Here is a 24624-nt window from a genome sequence, read left to right as displayed (position 1 = left end):
CAGGCGTGATCGATATCAACGAGTCCGTGATGCAGGTCCTTCTGGCGTTCGTCGTCGTCGGCCCTCTCCTCGGCGCCGCGGCGGCCCTCCTGCCGGCCCCGCCCGGGCTGAAGGGGAAGTCGCCCGACCAGGCCGTACTCCGCCACGGTGTGACCGTGACCGGGGTCGTCCTCGCCGCGGCGATCGCCCTCGCGGTCGGCTTCGACCACGACCACCCGTCCACGATGCAGGCCACGACCGACATCAGCTGGATCCCCGCGCTCGACGTGCGGATCCACCTCGGCATCGACGGCATCTCGCTCCCCCTCCTGGTCCTGACCGCGCTGCTGACCTTCCTCTGCGCGCTGTACTCCTACTTCAAGATGCCGTCGGGCCCGACCCCGAAGGCATTTGTGGCACTGCTGCTGCTCCTGGAGTCCGGCACCCTCGCGACCTTCGCCGTCCTCGACCTGCTGCTGTTCTTCCTCGCGTTCGAGATGGTGCTCATCCCGATGTACTTCCTCATCGCCCGCTGGGGCGGCGAGGGACGGACCCGGGCCGCCTGGAAGTTCATCCTCTTCACCCTGCTCGGCTCCGTCGTCATGCTGCTCGGCCTGCTCCTGATCGGAATCAAGGCGGGCACGTTCGACATGGTGGCACTCGCCACTGACAACGGCCGGTCACTGAGCACATCCGTGCAGGTCATCGCCGTTCTGGCGATCGGGATCGGGCTGGCCGTCAAGACGCCGATGTGGCCGCTGCACAGCTGGCTGCCCGACGCCCACACCTCCGCGCCGACCGTCGGCTCGGTCCTGCTCGCCGGCGTCCTGCTGAAGATGGGCACGTACGGGTTCGTCCGGATCCTGCTGCCGGTCGCCCCGGACGGTCTGCGCACCTTCGCGCCGTACCTCGCCGCCTTCGCCGTCGTCGGGATCATCTACGGGTCCCTGGCCTGCCTGGCCCTCGCCAAACGGGGCGCGAAGGGCGACCTGAAGCGGCTGATCGCCTACTCCTCCGTCGGCCACATGGGCTTCGTCCTGCTCGGCATCGCCACCATGACCCCGACCGGCGTGAACGGCGCCCTGTTCGCCAACATCGCCCACGGCCTCATCACCGGCCTGCTCTTCTTCCTGGTCGGCGGGCTGAAGGACCGCACCGGCACCACCGACCTCGACACCCTCGCGGAGGAGACCGGCGCCGCCCTCTACGGCAAGGCGCCACGGCTCGGCGGACTGCTCGCCTTCGCCGCCGTCGCCTCGCTCGGGCTGCCCGGACTCGCCGGGTTCTGGGGCGAGATGCTCTCCCTGTTCGGCGCGTTCCAGCCCGGCGCCGGCCTCAGCCGGCCCGCCTTCCTCACCTTCATGTCCATCGGCGCCTTCGGCACCCTGCTGACAGCCGCGTACATGCTGGTCGTGGTGCGCCGCGTCTGCATGGGCTCCGTGGAGCAGCAGACCCCGAAGCTCGCCGACGTCCACGGGTACGAGTTCGCGGCCTGGACCCCGCTCGTCACCCTCACCGTCCTCGCCGGACTGTGGCCCAAGGCCCTGCTCGGCCTGACCGACCCGGCCGTCCAGCAGCTCCTCGCAGGAGGCACCCGATGAGCGCCCTGGCCCAGCCGCTGGCCGCGTCCGCGGTGCAGTCCGTCGACTGGCTCGCGATCGCCCCGCCCACCCTCACGGCCGTCGTCGCGATCGGCGTGCTCGTCGCCGACCTCTTCGTCCCCGAGGCGCGCAAGGCCGTCCTCGGCTGGGTATCCGTCGCGGGCCTCGCCGCCGCCGCGCTGACGCTCCTGCCGCTGCTGGACGGCCACCGCAGCACCTTCTGCGTACCCGGCCACGTGCGCGCGTGCAGCTACACCGCCGACCACTTCACCCTCGTCATCCAGTTCCTCGTCCTCGGCGGCGCCCTGCTGGCGGCCCTGCTGTCGGTGACGAACGTCGACGACGAGCGCCGGCGCGTCCCCGCGGGTGAGTTCTGGTTCCTGCTGCTGTCCTCCGCGGCCGGCGCAGCCCTGCTGCCCGCCTCCCGCGACCTGGCCACCCTGATCGTCGCCCTGGAGGTCGCCTCGCTGCCCGCGTTCGCCCTCGTCGGCATCCGGCACGGCGACAAGCGGTCGTCCGAGGCCGCCCTGAAGTTCTTCCTGTCCTCGGTCACCGCCACCGCGGTCAGCCTCATGGGCGTCAGCTTCGTCTACGCCTCCACCGGCACGCTCTACCTCACCCAGGTGGCCCAGCGCATCCAGCACGTCGACGGGCAACTCCACACCCTCGCCCAGACCGGCGTCGTCCTCACCCTGGTCGGCTTCGCCTTCAAGACGGCCGCCGTCCCCTTCCACTTCTGGGTGCCCGACACCTACGTGGGAGCCCCCCTGCCCATCGCCGCCTACCTGTCGGTCGTCGGCAAGGCGGTCGGCTTCTCCGGGCTGATCCTCGTCACCGTCGTCGCCTTCCCTTCGTACGCCGACGTCTGGGGGCCGGCACTCGCCTGGCTGGCCGCCCTCACCATGACCGTCGGCAACGTCGGCGCGCTCCGCCAGAAAGCCACGCGCGCGTACAGCGCCGTACGGCTGCTCGCCTGGTCCTCCGTCGGCCAGGCCGGCTACCTGCTGGTGCCGATCGCCGCCGCCGGGTACGCCGAGGACGCCCAGAAGGCGATCGGCTCCACCGTCGCCTACGCCCTCATGTACGCCGTCGTGAACCTCGGTGCCTTCGCGGTGGCCGCGCTGGTGGGCCGTACGAGGTCGCTGAACCGGGTGAGCGACTACCGCGGCCTGTACGCGTCGAACCCGCTGACCGGCCTCCTGATGGCGTTCTTCCTACTGTGCCTGGCCGGACTGCCGCCCGGTGTCATCGGGCTCTTCGCCAAGGTCACCGTGTTCGCGGCGGCCGTCGACGCCGGCCTCGGCTGGCTCGCCGTCGTCATGGCCGTCAATGTCGTGATCGCCCTCTTCTACTACCTCCAGTGGACGGCACTGCTGTTCCGCGCCCCCGAGGGCGAGGCCGCGCGGCATCGCGTGCCCGTGCCCCTGACGGCTGCCCTCGCCCTCACCGGCGTCCTCGGCGTTGCCCTGTCCGGGGCACCCCAACTGGTCCTGCGGTTCGCGGCCAACGGCCTGTTCTGATCACCCTCCAGGCGCGCGCGGACGGCATAAGGGCACGTCACCCGTACGGCCGACGCGTGCCGCCGTGGACGGCGGGGAACTCGCGGCGGCCGCGTGGCGTTGACCAGAGCGGAAGGGTCCACTGGACCAAGGGGTTCCCCTGCCGCACGACTTGGAGGGCGTACCGTGCACCGCCGGCACAACGGGCTCAGGACCGCAGTACTCCTCGGGGGTCTGTCCGCGCTCATCATCGTCATCGGCAGCTTCTTCGGCCGGACGGGGCTGATCGTCGCGGTCCTGATCGCGCTCGGCACGAACGCGTACGCCTACTGGAACAGCGACAAGCTGGCCCTGCGGGCGATGCGCGCCCGCCCGGTGAGCGAGTTCGAGGCCCCGGGGCTCTACCGGATGGTGCGTGAACTGTCCACGCAGGCCCGCCAGCCCATGCCCCGGCTGTACATCTCCCCGACGGAGGCCCCCAACGCGTTCGCGACGGGCCGCAACCCGCGCAACGCGGCCGTGTGCTGCACCGAGGGCATCTTGCGCCTGCTGGACGAGCGCGAACTGCGCGGTGTCATCGGTCACGAGCTGAGCCATGTGTACAACCGCGACATCCTCATCTCGTCGGTCGCCGGCGCACTCGCCTCGGTGATCATGTTCCTGGTGAACTTCGCCTGGCTGATCCCGGTCGGCCGTTCGGACGACGACGACGGCCCCGGCCTCCTCGGCATGCTGTTGATCATGATCCTGGGCCCGCTCGCCGCCACCCTCATCCAGCTGGCGATCAGCCGTTCCAGGGAGTACGAGGCGGACGCCTCGGGTGCCCAGCTCACCGGCGACCCGCTCGCCCTCGCCGGCGCGCTGCGCAAGCTGGAGACCGGCACGAAGCAGCTTCCGCTGCCTCCCGAACCGCGGATCGAGACCGCGAGCCACATGATGATCGCGAACCCGTTCCGTCCCGGTCAGGGCCTGTCGAAGATGTTCTCCACGCACCCGCCCATGGCGGAGCGCATCGCTCGGCTGGAGCGGATGGCCGGCCGCCAGGGGTGACGGCGTCGGCCGCCGCCCGGCACCGGCACGCGCGCGGGTCACCGCGCGCGTGACGACAACGGGGGCACCATCCCGCGTGAGGCGAGCCGGTGCCGTACGCCCATGGTCGTCAGCGAACCGAGCAGGATCACGATCCCGCCGACGACCAGGATGGCGTCGTACGCGTGCGCGGGTGGCTGCTCCGGCGTCATCGCGGCGATGGCCGCCGCAACCGCGGCGAGGGCGACGGCACCCAGGGTGACGAGAGCGGTCAGCACCACGCCCGACGCCTCACCCGCGCGCGTGGGGGACACGACCTCCTGGGTGGCGACGCTGGAGAAGGTCCAGCCCAGTCCGAGGCCGAGCGTGCACCAGGCGAAGACCAGGATGTACAGCCACCAGGCGGTGACCAGACTGAACACGATCATGCCGCTGCCGGCGACCGCTCCGGCGAGCGCCATCACCACCTCACCCGGCAGGTACGGCGCCAGCCGCGCGCCCAGCGGGCCGGTGAGGGCGACGACCAGGGCGGGGGCGAGGAAGACGATGCCCGCCATCAGCGGGGACAGCCCCCGCACACCCTGCAGATAGAGCGTGGCGACGAAGACCGTGACGCCGTAGCCCATGTTGCAGACCGAGCCCATGCCGGTGACCAGGACGTACGGGATGTTCCGGAACAGGTTCAGGTCGACCAGCGGGTGACGCACGCGGCGTTCGCGCACCACGAAGGCATAGCCGAGGACGGCGGCCACCCCGAACAGGGCCAGGGTCCGCTCGTTGTCCCAGCCCCAGGCGCTGCCGCGCTCGACCGCGATCGTGAGCGAGGCGAGCGCGCCCATGAGGGCGAAGCAGCCCGGCAGGTCGAACTGGCGGGGCGCGGCGGGGTCGCGCGAGTCGGGCACATGCCGTACGGCGATGAGCAGGGACACGGCGCTCAGCGGCGCCAGCAGCCAGAAGATCCACCGCCATCCCGGACCCTCGGTGAAGCCACCGCCGACGAACGGGCCCAGCGCGGTGCCGATGTTGGCGATGCCGAAGGCGGCGCCCAGCGCGCGTGCCCGGGTCTCGTCCGGGAAGGCGTTGCTGATCACCGAGACGGACACGGGCATGACGACTCCGGCGCCGACGCCCTGCACGATCCGCCCGCCCACCAGGAGCCCCAGACCGGGTGCCAGGGCGCAGAACACCGAGCCGGCCGTGAACAGCGCGAGGCCGCACAGCAGGCTGGGCCGCCGCCCGTACACGTCGCCGAGCCGCCCGCCGACGATGAAGCAGCAGCCGATCGCGAGCATGTACGCCGACAGGGTCCACTGGGCGGCGGACGCGGTGACGTCGAGGTCCCGGGTGATGCCCGGGATGGCCAGGTTGAGGGCGAAGAAATCGACCTGGATGCAGAAGAGCGCGACGGCCACCGCGACGAAGGCCCCGGTCCGGTGGGCGGGGGGCGCGATCGCGGGCGACGTCCGTGCTGAGGACCGTGTACGCATCCGGTCCGCTCCTCTCGGCGACGCCGTCGCGGGACCGTGGCGGGCAGAGCGCCCTCGTGCTCATTCTCGGCGCCGGACAGCCGGCCCGCGATCCGACGCCGGGCGCCGGTGGCGGTCTCGGGGCGGCCGGGCCGATGGCGGTCTCGGGGCGGCCGGGCCGATGGCCGTGAGGGGCGCGCGGGGTCGTGAGGGGCACGCCGGTCGTGCGGGGCGCGCCGGTCGTACGGGGCGCGGCCGTTGTGCGGGGCGCGGCGGTCGTACGGGGCGCGGGTCCCGGAAGTCGCACCGCTTCCCTCCCCGGGGTCCCGCCCGTTCCTCGGGTTCCGCCGGTCGTACGGCCCCCGCAGGGCACCCGTGCCGCTCGGATCGCGGATCGGCGCCGATCTCGTCACCCTGGGGAAGGTGCACTTCCTGCTGCCGGTGTTCTTCGCCCTGTCAGCGGCGCTGAGCAATGCCTTCGCCACGGTGCTTCAGCGCCGGGCGGCCCTCAGCGTGCCCCGGTCACAGGGATTCCGCGCGGGGCTGATCCTCGACCTGCTGCGGCGGCCCGTCTGGCTCGCCGGGATTCTCACGGTGATCCTCGCGGGGGTGTTCCAGGCGTTGGCGCTGGTGACGGGCGCGCTGACGATCGTGCAGCCGCTGTTCGTCCTCGAACTGCCGTTCACTCTGCTCGTGGCGTCGCTCTTCGCCCACCACGGCATGCCCCGCCTCGCCTGGTTCGCGGTGGCCGGGGTGGTGGCGGGGCTGGGGGTGGCGCTGGCCGGCGCGTCGCCCTCGGGCAACCGGACGCGCGTGGAGATCGACCGCTGGCTGCCCGCGCTGGCCGTCTGCGCGGGAGTCGTCGTCGTGCTGTCCCTGGTGGCCCTCAAACGCCCCGAGGGACGGGCGCGTGCGGCCATGCTGGGTACGGCGGCGGCCGTCAGCTACGCGCTGACGGCGGGGCTGATGAAGACAGCGATGCACATCCTGGCCGACGACGGGCTGGTGGCGTTCTTCCTCTCCTGGCAGAGCTACGCGTTCGGGGCGGCCGGGGTGGCCGCGCTGTTCCTGCTGGAGAACGCGATGCAGGCGGGGCCGCTCGTCGCCTCGCAGCCCGCGCTCACCCTCGGCGACGCCACGGTGAGTCTGACGCTGGGCATCCTCGTCTATGAGGAGCACGTCAGGGCCGGTTGGTGGCTGGTCCCCGAGGTCCTGGGCATCGCGCTGATCGTCACGGGCGTCTTCGCCCTGTCCCGCATCCCCGCGGCGGACAGCCCCAGGACGCCCGAGGAGGCGGCGCGGGGGCACGCGGACGCTCAGTGACGGCCATGGCGGTCATGACGGCCACGGCGGTCATCCCGCGCGGGTGGACGGGGGCGGGCTCGATGGCACCCAGGCTGCGGATTCCGCCGTGTGCGCTCAGCGCCCGGCGAATCCCGCGTCCGACGGGACCACCTCACGTCCCAGCGGCATCAGGGAGATGGGGATCAGTTTCAGGTTGGCCCACCCGAACGGGATACCGATGATCGACAGGAACAGCGGGATGCTCGTGACCAGGTGAGCGAGTGCCAGCCACCAGCCCGCGAAGATCACCCAGATCACGTTGCCGATGAACGATCCCGCCCCGGCGTCCGGCCGCTCGACGGTCGTCCGCCCGAAGGGCCAGAGCACGAACCCCGCGATGCGCAGCGACGCGATGCCGAACGGGATGGTGATGATCAGAACGAAGCAGATCAGGGCGGCGATCAGGTAGCCGACCGCCATCCAGAGGCCGCACAGGATCAGCCACAGGATGTTGAGCAGCAGGTTGAACACCTTCATGATCGGCACCTCTCCAGGTCGCTCCGCCGGCACTGTCTGCTGAACACAAGTATCAGCCGGGCGCGCGTTCCTGTTAAACGGAAGGCCGCTCGTGGCGCATGCGACGGGCGTGGGGCCATCTGACGGCACGAGCCCGTTCGGAACGCCCTGAGGCGAAGGGCGTCGCTGCCCTGCCCGTCTGCCTGACGCCCGAGCCCTGCCCGAGTGCCGCCTGAGTGTCCGTCAAGGACCCTTGTCCGCCGGAGTTTTCCACAATGGCCGAGTTGTCCACAGGCGCGACCGAATGTCAGTGGCGTCTTGCATGATGAAGCCATGACCGAGACCGAGCAGTTGCTGACACGTGTGGCGGCCGAGGCCCGCGCCTCCCGGCCCTGGGGCTGGACCTCCCTGCCCGCCCCCGTCGACGCGGCCACGCTCGACCGGGCCGAGACCGCGCTCGGCTTCCGCCTGCCGCCCCTCCTCGCCGCGCTCTACCGCCGCGTGGGTGACGGCGGCTTCGGTCCCTCCTACGGCCTGCTGCCGCTGCTCGACAGCGCGCCCTCCGGCGAACCCGCCGCCGTCGCCCAGTACCTCGCCCACCGCAAGGACGGCAGCGAGGACCCGGACTGGCCCTGGCCCGAGGGTGTCCTGCCGGTGTCCCACTGGGGCTGCGGGATGTACGCGTGCGTGGACTGCCGTAGTCCTCAAGCCCCGGTCCTGCTCTTCGAGCCGAACGCCCACGACGCCGACACCGCGTGGTACGTGGACGCGCCCACCCTCACCGACTGGCTGCGCACCTGGCTCGACCGTGCCGGCTGGTACGAGGAGACCAACGACGGAACGGACGACCTGGCTCCCTGGACGGAGTTCCGCATACGCACGGCCCGCGCCGAGGTGGCCTAGGAGTCACCGCTGCGTCGCACCCGTGTGCCGGCCGCAACCAGGTGACGGACCCGGGGCGTCCTCTTCCTCAACACGGCACGAACACGCGCTCGACGGACGATCCGAACCGATTTCACACGGGCGGAACAGTGCGGGCGTGGCACGGGAGGGCAGGTTCACGGCATGAGCATCATCGGTTGGATCATTCTGGGGCTGCTGGCCGGGGCCATCGCCAAGCTGCTGCTTCCGGGGCGCGACCCGGGCGGCTTCATCGGGACGACCCTCATCGGCGTCGCGGGCGCGTTCATCGGCGGTTGGATCTCCGCGCGCTGGCTGGACCACCCGGTCAGCAAGCACTTCTACGACGGCGCCACCTGGGCGGCGGCGGTGGGAGGCTCATTGGTCCTGCTGATCGTCTACCGCATCCTGTTCGGCAACTCGCGCGACTGAACCGCGCCCGGACGCGGCGAAGGGCGGGCACCCGGACGGGCCCCGCCCCTCGCGCGCGGGTCCGGCTCGCCGAGCCGGCGCCGGTGTCCTGCCGGACTACCGGTAGTTCACGAACTGCAGGGCGAAGTCGAAGTCCTTGCCCTTCAGCAGGGAGATCACGGTCTGCAGGTCGTCGCGGCTCTTGGAGCTGACCCGCAGCTCGTCACCCTGCACCTGGGCCTTCACGCCCTTCGGGCCCTCGTCGCGGATGATCTTCGCCACCTTCTTCGCGTTGTCCTGGGAGATGCCCTCCTGGATCGACGCGGAGATCTTGTAGTCCTTGCCGGACAGCTGGGGCTCGCCCGCGTCCAGCGCCTTCAGCGAGATACCGCGCTTGACCAGCTTGGACTGGAAGACGTCGAGGACCGCCTTGACCCGTTCCTCGGAGTTCGCCTCCAGCAGGATCTTGTCACCGGACCAGGCGATCGAGGCGCCCACACCCTTGAAGTCGTAGCGCTGCGAGACCTCCTTCGCGGCCTGGTTGAGGGCGTTGTCGACCTCCTGCCGCTCGACCTTCGAGACGATGTCGAAACTGGAGTCGGCCATGTCCTGTGGCTCCTTGTATCGGGGTGCGAATCGGGTGCGTGCCGGCTGTGCGGTGACGGCCGCCGGGCCCGGCACACCGCCGGGCCACATCCGCACCAGCCTAGCCACCCCACGCCCTCAGGGTGGAGATCAATCGGGTGGCGAAGCACCCCTCTGCATCGGGTATTGTTTACGTCGTTGCCGGGGAGCACCGCCGAAAAGCGGGGTTCGCCGGGCAGCACAACCCGGCGGTGTGCCCGAGCGGCCAAAGGGAGCAGACTGTAAATCTGCCGGCTCAGCCTTCCCAGGTTCGAATCCTGGCGCCGCCACACGGGATGAAACCCTCTTCGACCAGCCTTTTCGGCAGGTCGGAGGGGGTTTCTTCGTGTTGGGGCGCGGGGCGGTAGGTCCGGGCCGGGTGGGGGCACACTGACGGCATGTCGTCCCGTCGGAGAACCTGTCCCGTGTGCCGCCGTGAGATCGCCGTCGTCGCCGGGCGGTTCGCCCGGCACGATCCGCCCGGGGCGCGGGAGAACGGGGAACTCGTCTCCTGTTCCGGGTCGCGGCAGCAGGCGCAACTCGGGGCCGTCCAGCCGGCGTTGGACGGGTACGTTGTGCCGCACTTTCCCGGGCAGTTGCCGCTCTTCTGACCGGACGAGGCCGGGCCGGGCCGGCCACTGAGGTGGGCGGCCGTGTCGACTTGTGGCGGGCCGCCTCAGTTCCCCGCTACCGACTTCACCGCCACCGACACCGGGGCCGAGCCACTGATCAGCTCCAGCGTCAGACCGGCCGTGGCCGGGGTGTCCACCAGTTCCGCCAGGACGGCGGCCACGTCGTCCCGCGGGACCGGACCGCGCCCGGTGTGCGCCTCCAGGCGGACCAGGCCGGTGCCCGCGTCGTTCGTCAGCGCGCCGGGCCGCAGGATCGTCCAGTCGAGGGCGTCCTGACGGGTGACGTACGCGTCGGCCTCTCCCTTGGCGCGCAGGTAGACGTCAAACACGTCGTCGCCCTGGTGCGCGGGGTCGGCGCCCATGGAGGAGACCACCACGAAACGGCGTACGCCCGCGCTGACGGCCGCGTCCGCGAACAGCACCGCCGCGCCCCGGTCCACCGTGTCCTTGCGGGACGTACCGCTGCCCGGGCCCGCGCCCGCCGCGAAGACCGCAGCGTCGGCGCCCCGCAGACACGCCGCCGCCTCCTCGACCGAGGCGGACTCCAGGTCCAGCAGAACGGGCTCCGCGCCGGCCGCCCTCAGGTCGTCGCCCTGCTCCGCCGCGCGGATGATCCCCGCGACCTCGTCCCCGCGCGCGGCGAGCAGCCGCTCCAGCCTCAACGCGATCTGACCATGACCACCAGCGATGACAATGCGCATGGGACCGACCGTACGCCCGAAGGGCCGCCTCCGCCGCACGAGTTACCGGCGCGCCGGGAACCGCCGGTGGGCCCGCGCCGCCGTGCCCTGACACGCGCCGCCGCCGTGCCCCGACACGCGCCCGACAACATCCCCCGGCAGCCGCTCCCCGCCCGGCTCAGGACAACTCGCCGCGACCCTGCCGTGGCAGGCCCGGATCGGACGACGACGCCGCCGTGTTGCAGTACTCGCGGACCGCGCTCGTACGGGCCACCACGCGGCCCCGGTGGACGACGATGCGGCTGTACGCCAGCGAGAGCGCGCCCGCCAGGTGGTCGCCGCGGACGGCCAGGAGCTCGGCGGGGAAGCCCGCCTCCACGCGTACCCGGGGCAGCCCGAGGACGGCACGGGACGAGGCGCTGACCGCGTCGTAGGCGTCCTCGGGGCGCAGGCCGCCACGTGAGGCGAGCAGGTAAGCGGCCTCCAGCGGGTCGCCCCGGCCGACCGGGTTGGACATGTCCCGCAGGGCGCCGCTGCCCGCCGCGACCCGTACCCCGGCCGCGCGCAGCAGCCGTACCGGAGCCGTGCCCCGCAGGTCCACGCCGTCGCAGCCGCCCTGGGGCAGGCACACCACGGTCACCCCGGCCGCCGCCAGCTGGTCCGCGAGCCGGCCCGCCGCCTCGCCGGGCAGGCGCGCGAGTCCGGAGCACGGGCCGATCGCCACGCCGGGGCGCAGACCCCCCGCCATCGCCGCGAGACGCGACAGCCGGGCCGGGTCGGCGGCGTCCGTGTGGAGGTCCACCGGGCAGCCGTGCTCCGAGGCGACCTCCAGGACCGCCTCCACATAGCCGGCTGGATCCGGGTCCAGGTCGGGGCAGCCGCCCACGACGGACGCCCCCATCTTCACCGCGTCCCGCAGCACGGCGAGCCCCTCCGCCCCGGCCACCCCGGTCAGCACCCGCGGCATCGCCACCGTGGTCAGCTCCACGAGTCCCCGCAGGGAACGGCGGGCCTGGAGGACGGCGCCCAGGGCACCGAGGCCCTGGAGGTCGCCCACGCGCACGTGTGCGCGCAACGCGGTCGCGCCGTGACCGAGCTGGAGCAGCGCCGCTTCCGTCGCCCGGCGCTGGACGTCCTCGGGGGCGTACGAGACCGGGCCATCTGGTTCTGCGGTCAGGGCCGTGTCCGCGTGCGCGTGCGGCTCGGCCGGCGCCGGGAGGAGCAGGTAGCCGCTCAGGTCCACGCGCGCGGCGCTCGTCCGGGCCGGACCCGGGGCGAGGCTGCCCGCCGTACCGACCGCTTCGATCCGCCCGCCGCCCAGCCGTACGTCCACGGTCCGGCCGTCGGTCAGCCGCGCTCCGCACAGCAGGAGGGCGGCCTGATCGGGCCCTGTGGAGGATCCCGGCGAGTTCGACGACGAGGGCGGCTGCGGCTGGCTGTCGGGCATCGCACTCCAGGAGATCGGGGAGAGAGAGGGCCGGGGGCTGGGGACCGGGGAGGGGCGGACGGAGGAGTCAAGATCACGCAGAGTGGGTCGAGCCTAGGGTGGCGAGCCGCGCGGGTCGCGGAGGAGCGCAATAGTCGTACCGGCGGGTCCCCCCAGGGCGGTACGTGCGTTCCTCGCGGCGCTGTGCCGCCGCCCGTCCGGTGCCGGCGGTCCGCGTGCGTGAACGGGCGGCTCACGCGGGGCCGATGGGGCGGTCGAGGGGCGGTCAGGGGACCCCGGGCACGGGTCGCCGTGAGGGCATGGATACGGATTTGGGCGAACGGCGGCGGAGCGTGTAATGTCTTCATCGCTCGCCCCAATAGCTCAGTCGGCAGAGCGTCTCCATGGTAAGGAGAAGGTCAACGGTTCGATTCCGTTTTGGGGCTCTGGTGTGAGAGGTTCCCGTCGCGAGGCGGGGCTGATCTCATCAAAGCGGTGTAGCTCAGTCGGTAGAGCAAGCGGCTCATAATCGCTGTGTCACCGGTTCAAGTCCGGTCACCGCTACTGACAGTAGCCGATTGCGGGGTCGGTCCTTCGATCGGCTACTCTTGCTTGCGTTAAATCAGTCAATCCGTTCGTCCTAGGAGCACTCACGTGGCTGCCACCGACGTCCGCCCGAAGATCACGCTGGCCTGCGTGGAGTGCAAGGAGCGGAACTACATCACCAAGAAGAACCGGCGTAACAACCCGGACCGTCTTGAGATGAAGAAGCACTGCCCGCGTTGCAACGCGCACACCGCGCACCGCGAAACGCGATAAACAGGCTCGTACGCGAGGCCGTCCCCTGCCGGGGGCGGCCTCGCGTCGTTTGTGGCCTCGGTACCGGCCGGTATCGATCCGGTAGCGACGACCGGTATCCAGTGGGTTTCCGGTCCAACACAGCAGACATCAGGAGGTGCCGGGCCATGGCGCTCGACCAGTCCTTCGTGGGGCGGACCTACCCCCCCACCGCGCCCTACGAGGTGGGTCGCGAGAAGATCCGCGAGTTCGCGGAGGCCGTCGGGGACGGCAACCCGGCGTACACGGACCCGGAGGCCGCCAAGGCGTTCGGTCACCCCGATGTGATCGCGCCCCCGACGTTCGTGTTCTCCATCACCTTCCGCGCGGCCGGACAGGTCATCGAGGACCCGCAGCTCGGCCTGGACTACAGCCGCGTCGTGCACGGCGACCAGAAGTTCGCCTACAAGCGTCCCGTGCGCGCCGGTGACCGGCTCACCGTCACCTCCACCATCGAGGCCATCAAGTCCCTCGCCGGCAACGACATCCTGGACATCCGCGGCGAGGTGCACGACGAGGCCGGCGAGCACGTCGTGACCGCCTGGACCAAGCTCGTGGCCCGCGCGGCCGAGGAGGCGTGAGGGACCGATGACGGCGAAGATCGCGTACGACGACGTCGAGGCCGGCACCGAACTGCCGGCGCAGACCTTCCCCGTAACCCGCGACACGCTCGTGCGGTACGCGGGTGCCTCCGGGGACTTCAACCCCATCCACTGGAACGAGAGGTTCGCCAAGGAGGTGGGTCTGCCGGACGTCATCGCGCACGGCATGTTCACCATGGCCGAGGCGATCCGCGTGGTCACTGACTGGACCGGCGACCCGGCCGCCGTCGTCGAGTACGGGGTGCGCTTCACCCGGCCCGTCGTCGTCCCCGACGACGACCAGGGCGCCGTGATCGAGGTCAGTGGCAAGGTCGCGGCCAAGCTGGACGACAACACCGTGCGGGTGGACCTCACGGCCATGAGCAGTGGCCAGAAGGTGCTCGGCATGTCCCGGGCGGTCGTCCGACTGGCCTGAGGCGGGGCGAGGCGCGGCAAAGGCGTGACGTCATGAAGGCATGAAGGCATGAAGGCACGAAGGCATGAAGGCCTGAGGTAAGGGGCGCTCCTCCAGGGAGGGCGCCCCTTACCCGTTCGCCCGGTCCCGCGCCCGCCGCCTTGTTGTTTGCCGGCCCCGCGCCCGCCGCCCTGCTGCCCGCCGGTCCCGGGCCCGCGGCCCGACCGCCTCGTCCCGCGCCCGCGGCCCGCGCGCCGGTCCCGCGCCCGCGGCCCGCGCGCCGGTCCCGCGCCCGCGGCCCGCGCGCCGGTCCCGCGCCCGCGGCCCGACCGCCCCTCCCGCGCCGCAGGCCACTCCTTGACTTAGTTAGTGATTGAGTACTAACTTTCTCCCATGGTCAGGATGAGCGCAGAAGAGCGGCGCGAGAGCGTCGTCCGCGCGGCGATCGCGGAGTTCGCGCAGAGGGGCTACTACGGCACCTCCACCGAGGCGATCGCCAAGCGGGTCGGTGTGTCGCAGCCGTACCTCTTCCGGCTCTTCCCGGGGAAGAAAGCGATCTTCGCCGCCGCGTCGCTGCGGTGCGTGGCCGACACGTGCCGGATCTTCGAGGAGGCGGCCGAGGGGCTGCACGGCGAGGAGGCCCTGCACGCCATGGCCGCCGCGTACGTGCGGCTGATCACCGAGCACCCCGAGAAGCTCCAGATGCAGATGCAGACGTACATCACCGTGGCGGCGGCCGAGGCGGAGGGCGACCACGAGTTCGGCGAGGCCGTCCGCGCCGGCTGGATGAAGCTCTGGGACACCGTGCACCTGCCGCTCGGCGCGGACGACAACGAGACGACGACATTCCTGGCGTACGGGATGCTCGTCAACACCCTCACCGCCATGGGGTTTCCGCCCCAGCACCGGGTGTGGCAGTCGATGTACCCGTCGGCCCGGATCGCCGGCCGGCTGGAGAAGTAGCGGAACGAAACGAGAGGGGCGGGCGCCCCTTCGCCGGGCGTCCTCGGGGCCGCCTCATGACCACAGAAGTTAGTCATCAATAACTAATCAGCGGGATCTCATCACCCACTGGGGGAGCGATGTCACAGCAGACCGCACGTCGCGGGGGCGCCGCCTGGGCCCTCGTCATCACCAGCGTCGCCGGGTTCATGGCGGCCCTCGACAACCTCGTCGTCACCACCGCGCTGCCCTCCATCCGCCAGGACCTCGGCGGTGCGCTGGACGACCTGGAGTGGACGGTGAGCGCCTACACGCTCACCTTCGCCGTCCTGCTGATGTTCGGCGCCGCGCTCGGCGACCGCTTCGGCCGCCGCCGGCTCTTCCTCGCCGGGCTCGCCGTCTTCACCGGCGCCTCCGCGGCCGCGGCCATGGCGCCCGGCATCGACTCCCTCATCGCGGCCCGCGCGGTCCAGGGCGTCGGCGCGGCCGTGATGATGCCGCTCACCCTGACGCTGCTGACGGCGGCCGTGCCCGTCGAGAAGCGTGGGACGGCGTACGGCATATGGGGTGCCGTCAACGGGCTGGCGGTCGCCTCCGGACCGCTCATCGGCGGCAGCCTCACCGAACACGTGTCCTGGCATTGGATCTTCTGGCTGAACGTCCCGATCGGTCTGGCGCTGCTGCCGCTCGCCCGTCTCCGCCTCGCCGAGTCGTACGGCGCCGGCGCCCGGCTCGACGTTCCCGGCACCCTGCTGGCCAGCGGCGGGCTGTTCGGAATCGTGTACGGCCTGGTCCGCGGCCCCGCCGACGGCTGGACCGACTCCCTCGTGCTGACCGCCCTGTTCTCCGGCGCGGCCTTGCTGGCCGGGTTCGTGCGGTACAGCTCCCGCGCGAAGAACCCGATGCTGCCCATGCGGCTGTTCCGCTCCCGCGCCTTCTCCGGGATCAACGCGGCCAGCCTGCTGATGTTCGTCGGGATGTTCGGCTCGATCTTCCTGCTCAGCCAGTACATGCAGGGCGTGCTCGGCTACTCGCCCACCGAGGCGGGCCTGAGGATGCTGCCGTGGACCGGGATGCCGATGCTGGTCGCGCCCGTCGCCGGGATCCTCTCCGACCGCATAGGCGGCCGTCCGGTCGTCGCCGCGGGCCTGTTCCTCCAGGCCGCCGGGCTCGGCTACCTGGCCTACGTGGTCACCGCGGACGCCTCCTACGCCGCCCAGCTGCCCGGTCTGATCATCAGCGGTGTCGGCATGGCCCTGTACTTCGCGCCCGCCGCCAACCTGGTGATGTCCAGCGTCCGTCCGCAGGAGCAGGGCATCGCCTCCGGCGCCAACAACGCGCTGCGGGAGGTGGGCGGCGCGCTCGGCATCGCCGTCATGTCGTCGATCTTCTCCGCCCAGGGCGGCTACGAGTCCGCGCAGAACTTCGTCGACGGCCTGCGGCCCGCCCTCGTCACCGGCGCCGCCGTGGTCGCACTCGCGGCGGTCGCGGCCCTGGTGATCCCGGCGCGCCGCCGGACCGGCCGGGTGGTCGAGACGGCGGAGCGGACCACGGAACCGGCCACGGCCGTCCACTGACGCCCTTCCCGGCGGGTCAGCCGAGACCGCCGCCATCCGCACGCGCGCGTAGGGCCCGATTCGGAAATCGGGCCCTACGCGCGCGCGTGCGCAGCGCCACGCGGGGCTGTCGGTGGCGTCTCGTAGTCTTGGGCGCGTGCAGGTACTCCACGATGCCCCCCTCGCCCCGCTGACCACCTTCCGGCTCGGTGGACCCGCGGCCCGGCTGGTCACCGCGACCACCGACGCCGAGGTGATCGCCGCTGTCCGGGAGGCCGACGACAGCGGGACGCCGCTGCTGGTCATCGGCGGCGGGTCGAACCTGGTCATCGGAGACAAGGGATTCGACGGCACCGCCCTGCGCATCGCCACGCGCGGCGTCGAACTGCGCGGTACGACGCTGGAGCTGGCCGCCGGAGAGGTCTGGACGGACGCCGTGGCCCGCACCGTCGAGGCAGGGCTCGCCGGGATCGAGTGTCTCGCCGGGATCCCCGGTTCCGCGGGCGCGACCCCCATCCAGAACGTGGGCGCCTACGGCCAGGAAGTCTCCTCGACGATCACGGAGGTGATCGCGTACGACCGCCGGGCCGGCGAGACCGTGACGCTGACCAACGAGGAGTGCGCCTTCTCCTACCGGCACAGCCGCTTCAAGGCCGACCCCGAGCGCCATGTCGTGCTGCGGGTCCGCTTCGAGCTGGAGGACGCGGCCGGACTGTCGGCGCCCCTCAAATATGCGGAGACCGCCCGGGCGCTCGGTGTCGAGCCGGGCGCACGCGTGCCGCTCGCCGCGGCCCGCGAGACCGTGCTGAAGCTGCGCGCCGGGAAGGGCATGGTGCTCGACCCCGAGGACCACGACACCTGGTCGGCCGGTTCGTTCTTCACCAACCCGATCCTCACGGACGCCGACTTCGCCGCCTTCCACGCGCGCGTGCGGGAGCGCCTGGGCGACGGGGCCGAGCCCCCCGCCTACCCGGCGGGGGAGGGCCGTACCAAGACCTCCGCCGCCTGGCTCATCGACAAGGCGGGCTTCACCAAGGGCTACGGCACCGGTCCCGCCCGGATCTCCACCAAGCACACCCTCGCTCTGACCAACCGGGGCGAGGCCACCACGGAGGACCTCCTGGCGCTCGCCCGTGAGGTCGTGGCCGGGGTCCGGGAGGCCTTCGGCGTCACCCTGGTCAACGAGCCGGTGACGGTGGGCGTCGGCCTCTGACGGGCGTCCAATTTCTGGACCTAGTAGGCCACGCCGACCCCCTGCTTCACCGTCGCCGGGTCGTCGGTCATCGTCAGCATCGCGTGGGCCACGTCCGCGCGGGCGATGAACCGGCCGCGCGGCGGGAAGCCGCCGACCACCGTGCGGTAGGTGCCGGTGAGTGGCTTGTCCTGGAGGCGCGGCGGGCGGACGACCGTCCACTCCGTGGTGCTGCGGGCCACCTCGGCCTCCGTCTCGCGCAGGTCGGCGTAGACGTCCTTCAGCAGCGCGGAGACCAGTCCGCGCGCGGCACGGTCGACGGCCCCTTCCTGCTCCGGTGCGGGACCGACCGGGCCGGCGCTCACCAGGAGCAGCCGTCGTACGCCCTCGGCCTCCATCGCGGCCAGGACCGTGCGGGTCAGCCGGGTCGCCACACCGGCGTCCTTGCGGCTGCGCGCGCCCAGACCGGACAGCACGGCGTCCCGGCCCGCGACCGCCGCGCGCACGGACTCCGCGTCGCCCAGGTCGCTGCGGAACACCTCCAGGCCGTCGCCCCGGACCGTCAGCCGTGCCGGATCGCGAACGACGGCGGTGACCCGGTGGCCCGCGGCGAGGGCCTGCCGGACGATCTCCTGGCCGATGCCGCCGGTGGCCCCGAAAACGGTGAGATTCATGAGCTGCACTCCTGCTGATCGCGTGGGTTCTCCCGAGCGAGGTGGGTGAGTGTTCACTCACCATGCCTTCTCCTAGAGTGAGTAAGTACTCACCCACCCGTCAAGTCCGTCGGCCACCACATGGAATCCTTGGGCCTCATGCAGCAGAAACCGGCTCCCCAGCAGCCCCCGGCCCGCGTCCGCATCCTCGACGCCGCCCACGAGCTGATGCTCACCCTCGGGCTGGCGCGCACCACCACCAAGGAGATCGCCAGGGCCGCCGGCTGCTCCGAGGCGGCTCTCTACAAGCACTTCGCGAGCAAGGAGGAGCTGTTCATCCGGGTACTGCACGAGCGGCTGCCCCGCCTCACCCCGCTGCTGCGCAGCCTCGCCGCCGAGCCCGGCCGCCGCACCCTGGAGGAGAACCTCACGGAGATCGCCCACCAGGCCGCCCTGTTCTACGACCAGAGCTTCCCGATCGCCGCCTCGCTCTACGCCGAGACGCAGCTCAAACGCCGGCACGACGAGGCGATGCGGGAGATGGGCTCCGGCGCGCACATGCCCATCGAGGAACTGACCGCCTACCTGCGCGCCGAACGCGAACTGGGCCGCATCGCCCCCGACGCCGACCCCTTCGCCGCCGCCTCACTCCTCCTCGGGGCCTGCGCGCAGCGGGCGTTCGCGTACGACTCGGCGGACACGCGCCCGGCGGCCGACGAGTTCGCCGTCCGGCTGGCCCGCACCCTGCTGGCCGGGATCTCCGTGGCCGCCGAGCACGCCTGAGTCAGACGGCCGGGGCGCTGAGCCAGTCGTCGACGCCCGCCAGCAGCTTGGCCTTGACGTCGTCCGGGGCGGCCGAGCCGCGGACCGACTGGCGGGCCAGTTCCGCCAGCTCGGCGTCGGTGAAGCCGTGGTACTCGCGGGCCAGCTCGTACTGGGCCGCGAGCCGGGAGCCGAAGAGGAGGGGGTCGTCGGCGCCGAGGGCCATGGGGACTCCCGCCTCGAAGAACGTCCGCAGGGGGACGTCCTCGGGCTTCTCGTACACGCCGAGGGCCACGTTCGAGGCGGGGCACACCTCGCAGGTCACGCCCCGGTCGGCCAGCCTGCGCAGCAGCCGCGGGTCCTCCGCCGCCCGCACCCCGTGCCCGATCCGGGCCGCGTCGAGGTCGTCCAGGCAGTCCCGGACGGACGCCGGGCCGGTCAGCTCGCCGCCGTGCGGGGCCGCGAGCAGGCCGCCGTCGCGGGCGATCGCGAACGCGCGGTCGAAGTCCCGCGCCATGCCCCGCCGTTCGTCGTTCGACAGCCCGAAGCCGACCACGCCCCGGTCGGCGTACCGCACCGCGAGCCGGGCCAGTGTGCGGGCGTCCAGCGGGTGCTTCATGCGGTTGGCGGCGACCAGGACCCGCATGCCGAGCCCGGTGTTCCGCGCGGTCGTCTCCACGGCGTCCAGGATGATCTCCAGCGCCGGGATGAGACCGCCCAGGCGGGGGGCGTACGACGTCGGGTCCACCTGGATCTCCAGCCAGCCCGAGCCGTCCGCGAGGTCCTCCTCGGCGGCCTCCCGGACCAGCCGCTGGATGTCCTCCGGCTCCCGCAGGCAGGAACGCGCCGCGTCGTACAGCCGCTGGAAGCGGAACCAGCCGCGCTCGTCCGTGGCGCGCAGCCGGGGCGGTTCCCCGCCGGTCAGCGCCTCCGTCAGGGTCTCGGGCAGGCGGACGCCGTGCTTGTCGGCCAGCTCCAGGACGGTCCCCGGCCGCATCGAGCCGGTGAAGTGCAGGTGCAGATGGGCTTTCGGCAGCTCAGAGAGGTCACGTACACGCTCCATCCCAGGATCCTGCCGCACGCGCCGCCCCACCGGTAGCTGTTTCCCCGTACGTGGTCTTGCTCGCACAAATGAACAGGAGCACCGGGGACGCTCCCCGGTGCTCCTGTTCCGCTCCTGCTACGACGGGGCCTGCTCAGGCCTTGGCCTCCGCCAGCAGCTTCTGCATGCGGCTCACGCCCTCGACCAGGTCCTCGTCACCGAGGGCGTACGACAGCCGCAGGTAGCCCGGCGTGCCGAAGGCCTCGCCCGGGACGACCGCGACCTCGGCCTCCTCCAGGATGAGCGCGGCCAGCTCGACGCTGTTCTGCGGGCGCTTGCCGCGGATCTCCTTGCCGATCAGCTCCTTCACCGAGGGGTAGGCGTAGAACGCGCCCTCGGGCTCGGGGCAGAGGACGCCGTCGATCTCGTTGAGCATCCGCACGATGGTCTTGCGGCGGCGGTCGAACGCCTCGCGCATCGTCGCGACGGCCTCCAGGTCGCCGGAGACGGCGGCCAGGGCGGCCACCTGGGCCACGTTGGAGACGTTCGACGTGGCGTGCGACTGGAGGTTCGTCGCGGCCTTGACGACGTCCTTCGGGCCGATGACCCAGCCCACGCGCCAGCCGGTCATGGCGTACGTCTTCGCCACGCCGTTGACCACGACGCACTTGTCGCGCAGCTCGGGCAGGAGCGCCGGCAGGGACACGGACACCGCGTCGCCGTACACCAGGTGCTCGTAGATCTCGTCGGTGAGGACCCACAGGCCGTGCTCGACGGCCCAGCGGCCGATCGCCTCGGTCTCGGCCTCGGAGTACACCGCGCCGGTCGGGTTGGAGGGGGAGACGAAGAGGACGACCTTGGTCTTCTCGGTGCGCGCGGCCTCCAGCTGCTCGACCGTGACGCGGTAGCCGGTGGTCTCGTCGGCGACGACCTCGACCGGGACACCGCCGGCGAGGCGGATCGACTCCGGGTACGTCGTCCAGTACGGCGCCGGGACGATGACCTCGTCGCCCGGGTCGAGGATCGCGGCGAAGGCCTCGTAGATGGCCTGCTTGCCCCCGTTGGTGACCAGGATCTCCGAGACGTCGGGCTCGTAGCCGGAGTCGCGCAGCGTCTTCGCGGCGATCGCGGCCTTCAGCTCGGGCAGGCCGCCGGCCGGCGTGTAGCGGTGGTACTTCGGGTTCTTGCAGGCCTCGACGGCCGCGTCGACGATGTAGTCCGGGGTCGGGAAGTCCGGTTCACCGGCGCCGAAGCCGATCACCGGACGCCCGGCGGCCTTGAGGGCCTTGGCCTTGGCGTCCACGGCGAGGGTGGCGGACTCGGAGATCGCGCCGATTCGGGCGGAGACCCGGCGCTCGGTCGGAGGGGTTGCAGCGCTCATGGGGGCCATGGTTTCAGACCGGAAAGGCCCGCTGCACACCGGTTTCACAGACTGAACGGCAAGGGGTCGGCGTATGAACAGGGATACGAATCCCGTCCCCGGCCAGGACGATCTTCGGTACCGCACCCCCGGACGGGCACTTTCTGTTCGACGCCGGGCCGCGGACCACGTACACTCTCACCTCGTTGGCTTCCAGCAGCCGCCTGTGCGGCCGGTGCACACCGAGCACTCGGTCGGATGCGGTACGTTGGGGGACACACAAAGGGTCGTAGCTCAATTGGTAGAGCACTGGTCTCCAAAACCAGCGGTTGGGGGTTCAAGTCCCTCCGGCCCTGCTACACACACCGCCAGGATGTGTGCGCATGTACGTACAGCAATGCACCGCCGTGCGGCTCAGAAACCGGGCGCGGCACGGCCACGACCCGGGATCAGGTGAGGACGAATGACGGACGCCGTGGGCTCCATCGACACGCCTGATGCTCAGGACGAGGTGCCCGAGTCCAAGAAGAAGGCCCGTAAGGGCGGCAAGCGCGCCAAGAAGGGCCCGCTCAAGCGCCTCGCCATCTTCTACCGCCAGATCATCGCGGAACTCCGCAAGGTCGTCTGGCCGACGCGTAACCAGCTGACGTCGTACACCACTGTGGTGATCTTCTTCGTCGCCATCATGATCGGCCTGGTGACCGTGATTGACTATGGGCTCAACCACGCGGCCAAGTACGTCTTCGGCTGAGTCCAGAGCGAAGGGCGCCGTGGTACCGGCGCCCGTTTTCGCATGTTCCACCTCTATGTATCCAGGAAGAAGCAGCCATCGTGTCTGACCCGAACCTGAACGACGCCATCGAGCCCGAGAAGTCGGTCGATGACGAGCTCGACATCGTCGAGGGCGCGGACGAGCAGGACGAGTTCGAGGCTGCCGAGGCCGAGTCGGGCGAGCCGGCGGAAGAGGCCGCGCTGCACGTCGAGGACGCCGACGAGGACGTCGCCGGTGACGAGGACGTCGTCGCCGAGGACGCCGTCGCGGACGAGACCGTCGAGGACGAGGACGTCGTCGCCGCCGATGACGACGCCGTCGCCGCCGAGGCCGAGGAGGAGCCGGCCGAGCCGGTCGACCCCGTCCAGGCCCTGCGCGAGGAGCTGCGCACCCTCCCCGGCGAGTGGTACGTCATCCACACCTACGCCGGTTACGAGAACCGCGTGAAGACCAACCTGGAGCAGCGCGCCGTCTCGCTGAACGTCGAGGACTACATCTTCCAGGCCGAGGTGCCGCAGGAAGAGGTCGTCCAGATCAAGAACGGCGACCGCAAGACGATCAAGCAGAACAAGCTGCCGGGTTACGTCCTGGTCCGCATGGACCTGACCAACGAGTCCTGGGGCGTCGTCCGCAACACCCCGGGCGTCACCGGCTTCGTCGGCAACGCCTACGACCCGTACCCGCTGACGCTGGACGAGATCGTCAAGATGCTCGCCCCGGAGGCCGAGGAGAAGGCGGCCCGCGAGGCGGCCGAGGCCGAGGGCAAGCCGGCTCCGCAGCGCAAGGTCGAGGTCCAGGTGCTGGACTTCGAGGTCGGGGACTCGGTGACGGTGACCGACGGTCCGTTCGCGACGCTGCAGGCGACGATCAACGAGATCAACCCTGACTCGAAGAAGGTCAAGGGGCTCGTGGAGATCTTCGGGCGTGAGACGCCGGTCGAGCTGTCGTTCGATCAGATCCAGAAGAACTGAGCTCCGCGGACGGCAGTTGAACAGCTGCGGGTCGGTCGGGGCTGGTCGCGCAGTTCCCCGCGCCCCTAGGTGGGTCAGGTCAGACGGGTTCCAAGTGAGCCCCTCTGACCTGGTCGTTTTTTGACCGCACACCCATACCCGTTATCGTTGTGCGGTATGCCTGCGTCGGGATCGCGATCCTGTGTGGGCATGGACCCGAATGAAAGGACCCGGAGAGCAATGCCTCCCAAGAAGAAGAAGGTCACGGGGCTCATCAAGCTCCAGATCCAGGCCGGTGCGGCCAACCCGGCTCCGCCGGTCGGCCCGGCGCTGGGTCAGCACGGCGTCAACATCATGGAGTTCTGCAAGGCCTACAACGCCGCGACCGAGTCGCAGCGTGGCTGGGTCATCCCGGTGGAGATCACGGTCTACGAGGACCGTTCCTTCACCTTCATCACCAAGACCCCGCCGGCCGCGAAGATGATCCTCAAGGCCGCGGGCGTGGAGAAGGGCTCCGGCGAGCCGCACAAGACCAAGGTCGCCAAGATCACCGAGGCGCAGGTCCGCGAGATCGCCACCACCAAGATGCCCGACCTCAACGCGAACGACCTGGACGCGGCCGCGAAGATCATCGCTGGCACCGCGCGCTCCATGGGCGTCACGGTCGAGGGCTGAACCCACCCCCAGCAGTCATCGCGGCCGTAGCCGGTCGCACGTGGCAGGGCCTGCTCGGCCCAGGGACCACGACTCCTTTCAGAACACACAGGAGCAAGTTGTGAGCAAGCGCAGCAAGGCTCTCCGCGCTGCGGACGCCAAGATCGACCGGGAGAAGCTGTACGCCCCGCTCGAGGCCGTCCGTCTCGCCAAGGAGACCTCCACGACCAAGTTCGACGGCACCGTCGAGGTCGCCTTCCGCCTGGGTGTCGACCCGCGCAAGGCCGACCAGATGGTCCGTGGCACCGTGAACCTTCCGCACGGCACCGGTAAGACCGCCCGGGTCCTGGTCTTCGCGACCGGTGACCGTGCCGAGGCCGCGCGTGCCGCGGGCGCCGACATCGTCGGCGCCGACGAGCTGATCGACGAGGTGGCGAAGGGCCGTCTGGACTTCGACGCCGTCGTCGCCACCCCGGACCTCATGGGCAAGGTCGGCCGCCTCGGCCGCGTCCTCGGCCCGCGTGGTCTGATGCCGAACCCGAAGACCGGCACCGTGACCCCGGACACCGCCAAGGCCGTGACCGAGATCAAGGGCGGCAAGATCGAGTTCCGCGTCGACAAGCACTCGAACCTGCACTTCATCATCGGCAAGGCGTCCTTCGAGGACGACAAGCTGGTGGAGAACTACGGCGCCGCGCTGGAGGAGATCCTCCGTCTGAAGCCGTCCGCCGCCAAGGGCCGCTACATCAAGAAGGCCGCCATCACCACCACGATGGGCCCCGGCATTCCGGTCGACCCGAACCGCACCCGCAACCTCCTCGTCGAGGAGGACCCGGCCGCCGTCTGAGCCCCGCGCTCACC

The 24624-nt window shown here is 71.1% G+C and carries 26 protein-coding genes and 4 tRNA genes; 22 read left to right on the top strand and 8 right to left on the bottom strand.

The window, feature by feature from the left end; all coding sequences use genetic code 11:
• The first annotated feature begins 5 nt into the window (after positions 1-5).
• The 3 genes from DBP14_RS13330 (at position 6) to htpX (ending at position 4129) form a co-directional block, all read left to right on the top strand.
• Positions 6-1580 (top strand): NADH-quinone oxidoreductase subunit M, encoded by a 1575-nt coding sequence (locus DBP14_RS13330; RefSeq protein ID WP_129307437.1) that lies wholly within the window; start codon positions 6-8, stop codon positions 1578-1580.
• Entirely contained in the window at positions 1577-3100 is a 1524-nt protein-coding gene (locus DBP14_RS13325) for an NADH-quinone oxidoreductase subunit N (RefSeq protein ID WP_129307436.1), read from the top strand. Before DBP14_RS13330 ends, DBP14_RS13325 begins: the two co-directional genes overlap by 4 nt.
• 165 nt (positions 3101-3265) lie before the next feature.
• Positions 3266-4129: a zinc metalloprotease HtpX gene (gene htpX, locus DBP14_RS13320; RefSeq protein WP_129307435.1), complete on the top strand. Its 864-nt coding sequence runs from the start codon at positions 3266-3268 to the stop codon at positions 4127-4129.
• Positions 4130-4167: 38 nt separating this feature from the next.
• Here htpX and DBP14_RS13315 read toward each other — a convergent pair whose 3' ends face one another.
• Complete coding sequence (locus DBP14_RS13315; protein ID WP_129307434.1) at positions 4168-5595, bottom strand: MFS transporter; 1428 nt, start codon at positions 5593-5595, stop codon at positions 4168-4170.
• A gap of 402 nt (positions 5596-5997) precedes the next feature.
• Between DBP14_RS13315 and DBP14_RS13310 the strand changes: the two genes are divergently transcribed.
• Positions 5998-6897, top strand: coding sequence for a DMT family transporter (locus DBP14_RS13310; protein WP_129311831.1), 900 nt, complete (start codon positions 5998-6000; stop codon positions 6895-6897).
• 96 nt (positions 6898-6993) lie between these two features.
• Here DBP14_RS13310 and DBP14_RS13305 read toward each other — a convergent pair whose 3' ends face one another.
• A complete protein-coding gene (locus DBP14_RS13305; RefSeq protein ID WP_129307433.1) occupies positions 6994-7395 on the bottom strand; it encodes a YccF domain-containing protein in 402 nt (133 codons plus the stop codon).
• A 312-nt stretch (positions 7396-7707) separates the two neighbouring features.
• On the opposite strand from DBP14_RS13305, the gene DBP14_RS13300 reads away from it, so the two are divergent.
• The gene (locus DBP14_RS13300; RefSeq protein WP_129307432.1) at positions 7708-8277 is read left to right on the top strand and encodes an SMI1/KNR4 family protein; all 570 of its coding nucleotides are present in this window, start codon (positions 7708-7710) and stop codon (positions 8275-8277) included.
• Positions 8278-8439: 162 nt separating this feature from the next.
• On the top strand, positions 8440-8706 hold the full coding sequence (locus tag DBP14_RS13295; protein WP_129307431.1) for a GlsB/YeaQ/YmgE family stress response membrane protein: 267 nt from the start codon (positions 8440-8442) through the stop codon (positions 8704-8706).
• Positions 8707-8802: 96 nt separating this feature from the next.
• On the opposite strand, the gene DBP14_RS13290 is transcribed toward DBP14_RS13295, so the two are convergent.
• Positions 8803-9291: a YajQ family cyclic di-GMP-binding protein gene (locus DBP14_RS13290; RefSeq protein ID WP_129307430.1), complete on the bottom strand. Its 489-nt coding sequence runs from the start codon at positions 9289-9291 to the stop codon at positions 8803-8805.
• 226 nt (positions 9292-9517) lie between these two features.
• On the opposite strand from DBP14_RS13290, the gene DBP14_RS13285 reads away from it, so the two are divergent.
• Together DBP14_RS13285 and DBP14_RS13280 are read left to right on the top strand one after the other, a co-directional pair.
• A tRNA-Tyr gene (locus tag DBP14_RS13285) sits at positions 9518-9599 on the top strand.
• A gap of 108 nt (positions 9600-9707) precedes the next feature.
• A complete protein-coding gene (locus tag DBP14_RS13280) occupies positions 9708-9920 on the top strand; it encodes a hypothetical protein (protein WP_129307429.1) in 213 nt (70 codons plus the stop codon).
• Between the two features lie 65 nt (positions 9921-9985).
• On the opposite strand, the gene DBP14_RS13275 is transcribed toward DBP14_RS13280, so the two are convergent.
• Positions 9986-10642 carry an SDR family oxidoreductase gene (locus DBP14_RS13275; protein ID WP_129307428.1) on the bottom strand — a complete coding sequence of 219 codons (657 nt, stop codon included), beginning with the start codon at positions 10640-10642 and terminating at the stop codon, positions 9986-9988.
• A 157-nt stretch (positions 10643-10799) separates the two neighbouring features.
• The gene (locus DBP14_RS13270) at positions 10800-12068 is read right to left on the bottom strand and encodes an amidohydrolase family protein (RefSeq protein ID WP_129307427.1); all 1269 of its coding nucleotides are present in this window, start codon (positions 12066-12068) and stop codon (positions 10800-10802) included.
• Positions 12069-12420: 352 nt separating this feature from the next.
• On the opposite strand from DBP14_RS13270, the gene DBP14_RS13265 reads away from it, so the two are divergent.
• From DBP14_RS13265 to DBP14_RS13230, 8 genes are all read left to right on the top strand, one after another.
• Positions 12421-12493 (top strand) — tRNA-Thr (locus DBP14_RS13265).
• A gap of 45 nt (positions 12494-12538) precedes the next feature.
• Positions 12539-12611: transfer RNA gene (locus DBP14_RS13260), tRNA-Met, on the top strand.
• Between the two features lie 90 nt (positions 12612-12701).
• The gene (gene rpmG, locus DBP14_RS13255) at positions 12702-12866 is read left to right on the top strand and encodes a 50S ribosomal protein L33 (protein WP_003948671.1); all 165 of its coding nucleotides are present in this window, start codon (positions 12702-12704) and stop codon (positions 12864-12866) included.
• A gap of 146 nt (positions 12867-13012) precedes the next feature.
• Entirely contained in the window at positions 13013-13465 is a 453-nt protein-coding gene (locus DBP14_RS13250) for a MaoC family dehydratase N-terminal domain-containing protein (protein ID WP_129307426.1), read from the top strand.
• 7 nt (positions 13466-13472) lie between these two features.
• Positions 13473-13901: a MaoC family dehydratase gene (locus DBP14_RS13245; RefSeq protein ID WP_129307425.1), complete on the top strand. Its 429-nt coding sequence runs from the start codon at positions 13473-13475 to the stop codon at positions 13899-13901.
• A 372-nt stretch (positions 13902-14273) separates the two neighbouring features.
• The gene (locus tag DBP14_RS13240) at positions 14274-14843 is read left to right on the top strand and encodes a TetR/AcrR family transcriptional regulator (RefSeq protein WP_129307424.1); all 570 of its coding nucleotides are present in this window, start codon (positions 14274-14276) and stop codon (positions 14841-14843) included.
• Positions 14844-14962: 119 nt separating this feature from the next.
• Entirely contained in the window at positions 14963-16399 is a 1437-nt protein-coding gene (locus DBP14_RS13235; RefSeq protein ID WP_129307423.1) for a DHA2 family efflux MFS transporter permease subunit, read from the top strand.
• Positions 16400-16535: 136 nt separating this feature from the next.
• Positions 16536-17591: a UDP-N-acetylmuramate dehydrogenase gene (locus DBP14_RS13230; protein ID WP_129307422.1), complete on the top strand. Its 1056-nt coding sequence runs from the start codon at positions 16536-16538 to the stop codon at positions 17589-17591.
• Positions 17592-17611: 20 nt separating this feature from the next.
• Here DBP14_RS13230 and DBP14_RS13225 read toward each other — a convergent pair whose 3' ends face one another.
• A complete protein-coding gene (locus DBP14_RS13225; protein WP_129307421.1) occupies positions 17612-18244 on the bottom strand; it encodes an NAD(P)H-binding protein in 633 nt (210 codons plus the stop codon).
• Positions 18245-18382: 138 nt separating this feature from the next.
• Here DBP14_RS13225 and DBP14_RS13220 point away from each other — a divergent pair, with 138 nt between their 5' ends.
• Positions 18383-19006 carry a TetR/AcrR family transcriptional regulator gene (locus tag DBP14_RS13220; RefSeq protein ID WP_129307420.1) on the top strand — a complete coding sequence of 208 codons (624 nt, stop codon included), beginning with the start codon at positions 18383-18385 and terminating at the stop codon, positions 19004-19006.
• A 1-nt stretch (position 19007) separates the two neighbouring features.
• Here DBP14_RS13220 and DBP14_RS13215 read toward each other — a convergent pair whose 3' ends face one another.
• Positions 19008-20048 (bottom strand): adenosine deaminase, encoded by a 1041-nt coding sequence (locus DBP14_RS13215; RefSeq protein WP_129307419.1) that lies wholly within the window; start codon positions 20046-20048, stop codon positions 19008-19010.
• 133 nt (positions 20049-20181) lie between these two features.
• Positions 20182-21408, bottom strand: coding sequence for a pyridoxal phosphate-dependent aminotransferase (locus tag DBP14_RS13210; RefSeq protein WP_129307418.1), 1227 nt, complete (start codon positions 21406-21408; stop codon positions 20182-20184).
• 262 nt (positions 21409-21670) lie between these two features.
• Here DBP14_RS13210 and DBP14_RS13205 point away from each other — a divergent pair.
• The 5 genes from DBP14_RS13205 to rplA all read left to right on the top strand — a co-directional run bounded on the left by DBP14_RS13205 (position 21671) and on the right by rplA (position 24610).
• Positions 21671-21743 (top strand) — tRNA-Trp (locus tag DBP14_RS13205).
• A gap of 107 nt (positions 21744-21850) precedes the next feature.
• Positions 21851-22138 carry a preprotein translocase subunit SecE gene (secE, locus tag DBP14_RS13200; RefSeq protein WP_129307417.1) on the top strand — a complete coding sequence of 96 codons (288 nt, stop codon included), beginning with the start codon at positions 21851-21853 and terminating at the stop codon, positions 22136-22138.
• A gap of 80 nt (positions 22139-22218) precedes the next feature.
• Positions 22219-23130 carry a transcription termination/antitermination protein NusG gene (nusG, locus tag DBP14_RS13195; RefSeq protein ID WP_129307416.1) on the top strand — a complete coding sequence of 304 codons (912 nt, stop codon included), beginning with the start codon at positions 22219-22221 and terminating at the stop codon, positions 23128-23130.
• Between the two features lie 219 nt (positions 23131-23349).
• Positions 23350-23784, top strand: coding sequence for a 50S ribosomal protein L11 (gene rplK / locus DBP14_RS13190; protein WP_053846805.1), 435 nt, complete (start codon positions 23350-23352; stop codon positions 23782-23784).
• A 100-nt stretch (positions 23785-23884) separates the two neighbouring features.
• Positions 23885-24610, top strand: a complete 726-nt coding sequence (rplA, locus tag DBP14_RS13185) for a 50S ribosomal protein L1 (RefSeq protein ID WP_129307415.1) — start codon at positions 23885-23887, stop codon at positions 24608-24610.
• Positions 24611-24624 lie beyond the last annotated feature (14 nt).

Source organism: Streptomyces sp. L2, from assembly GCF_004124325.1.
In the GTDB taxonomy this organism is placed as follows: domain Bacteria; phylum Actinomycetota; class Actinomycetes; order Streptomycetales; family Streptomycetaceae; genus Streptomyces.
This window is presented reverse-complemented; position numbering and strand designations above follow the sequence as displayed.

What these genes read in the sequence shown, in the direction of transcription:
- DBP14_RS13325 (WP_129307436.1), top strand. Translation starts at nt 1,577, where the DNA reads ATGAGCGCCCTGGCCCAGCCGCTGGCCGCGTCCGCGGTGCAGTCCGTC.
- DBP14_RS13315 (WP_129307434.1), bottom strand. Translation starts at nt 5,595, where the DNA reads ATGCGTACACGGTCCTCAGCACGGACGTCGCCCGCGATCGCGCCCCCC.
- DBP14_RS13305 (WP_129307433.1), bottom strand. Translation starts at nt 7,395, where the DNA reads ATGAAGGTGTTCAACCTGCTGCTCAACATCCTGTGGCTGATCCTGTGC.
- DBP14_RS13300 (WP_129307432.1), top strand. Translation starts at nt 7,708, where the DNA reads ATGACCGAGACCGAGCAGTTGCTGACACGTGTGGCGGCCGAGGCCCGC.
- DBP14_RS13295 (WP_129307431.1), top strand. Translation starts at nt 8,440, where the DNA reads ATGAGCATCATCGGTTGGATCATTCTGGGGCTGCTGGCCGGGGCCATC.
- DBP14_RS13290 (WP_129307430.1), bottom strand. Translation starts at nt 9,291, where the DNA reads ATGGCCGACTCCAGTTTCGACATCGTCTCGAAGGTCGAGCGGCAGGAG.
- DBP14_RS13280 (WP_129307429.1), top strand. Translation starts at nt 9,708, where the DNA reads ATGTCGTCCCGTCGGAGAACCTGTCCCGTGTGCCGCCGTGAGATCGCC.
- DBP14_RS13275 (WP_129307428.1), bottom strand. Translation starts at nt 10,642, where the DNA reads ATGCGCATTGTCATCGCTGGTGGTCATGGTCAGATCGCGTTGAGGCTG.
- DBP14_RS13270 (WP_129307427.1), bottom strand. Translation starts at nt 12,068, where the DNA reads ATGCCCGACAGCCAGCCGCAGCCGCCCTCGTCGTCGAACTCGCCGGGA.
- DBP14_RS13250 (WP_129307426.1), top strand. Translation starts at nt 13,013, where the DNA reads ATGGCGCTCGACCAGTCCTTCGTGGGGCGGACCTACCCCCCCACCGCG.
- DBP14_RS13245 (WP_129307425.1), top strand. Translation starts at nt 13,473, where the DNA reads ATGACGGCGAAGATCGCGTACGACGACGTCGAGGCCGGCACCGAACTG.
- DBP14_RS13240 (WP_129307424.1), top strand. Translation starts at nt 14,274, where the DNA reads ATGGTCAGGATGAGCGCAGAAGAGCGGCGCGAGAGCGTCGTCCGCGCG.
- DBP14_RS13235 (WP_129307423.1), top strand. Translation starts at nt 14,963, where the DNA reads ATGTCACAGCAGACCGCACGTCGCGGGGGCGCCGCCTGGGCCCTCGTC.
- DBP14_RS13225 (WP_129307421.1), bottom strand. Translation starts at nt 18,244, where the DNA reads ATGAATCTCACCGTTTTCGGGGCCACCGGCGGCATCGGCCAGGAGATC.
- DBP14_RS13220 (WP_129307420.1), top strand. Translation starts at nt 18,383, where the DNA reads ATGCAGCAGAAACCGGCTCCCCAGCAGCCCCCGGCCCGCGTCCGCATC.
- DBP14_RS13215 (WP_129307419.1), bottom strand. Translation starts at nt 20,048, where the DNA reads ATGGAGCGTGTACGTGACCTCTCTGAGCTGCCGAAAGCCCATCTGCAC.
- DBP14_RS13210 (WP_129307418.1), bottom strand. Translation starts at nt 21,408, where the DNA reads ATGAGCGCTGCAACCCCTCCGACCGAGCGCCGGGTCTCCGCCCGAATC.
- secE (WP_129307417.1), top strand. Translation starts at nt 21,851, where the DNA reads ATGACGGACGCCGTGGGCTCCATCGACACGCCTGATGCTCAGGACGAG.
- rplK (WP_053846805.1), top strand. Translation starts at nt 23,350, where the DNA reads ATGCCTCCCAAGAAGAAGAAGGTCACGGGGCTCATCAAGCTCCAGATC.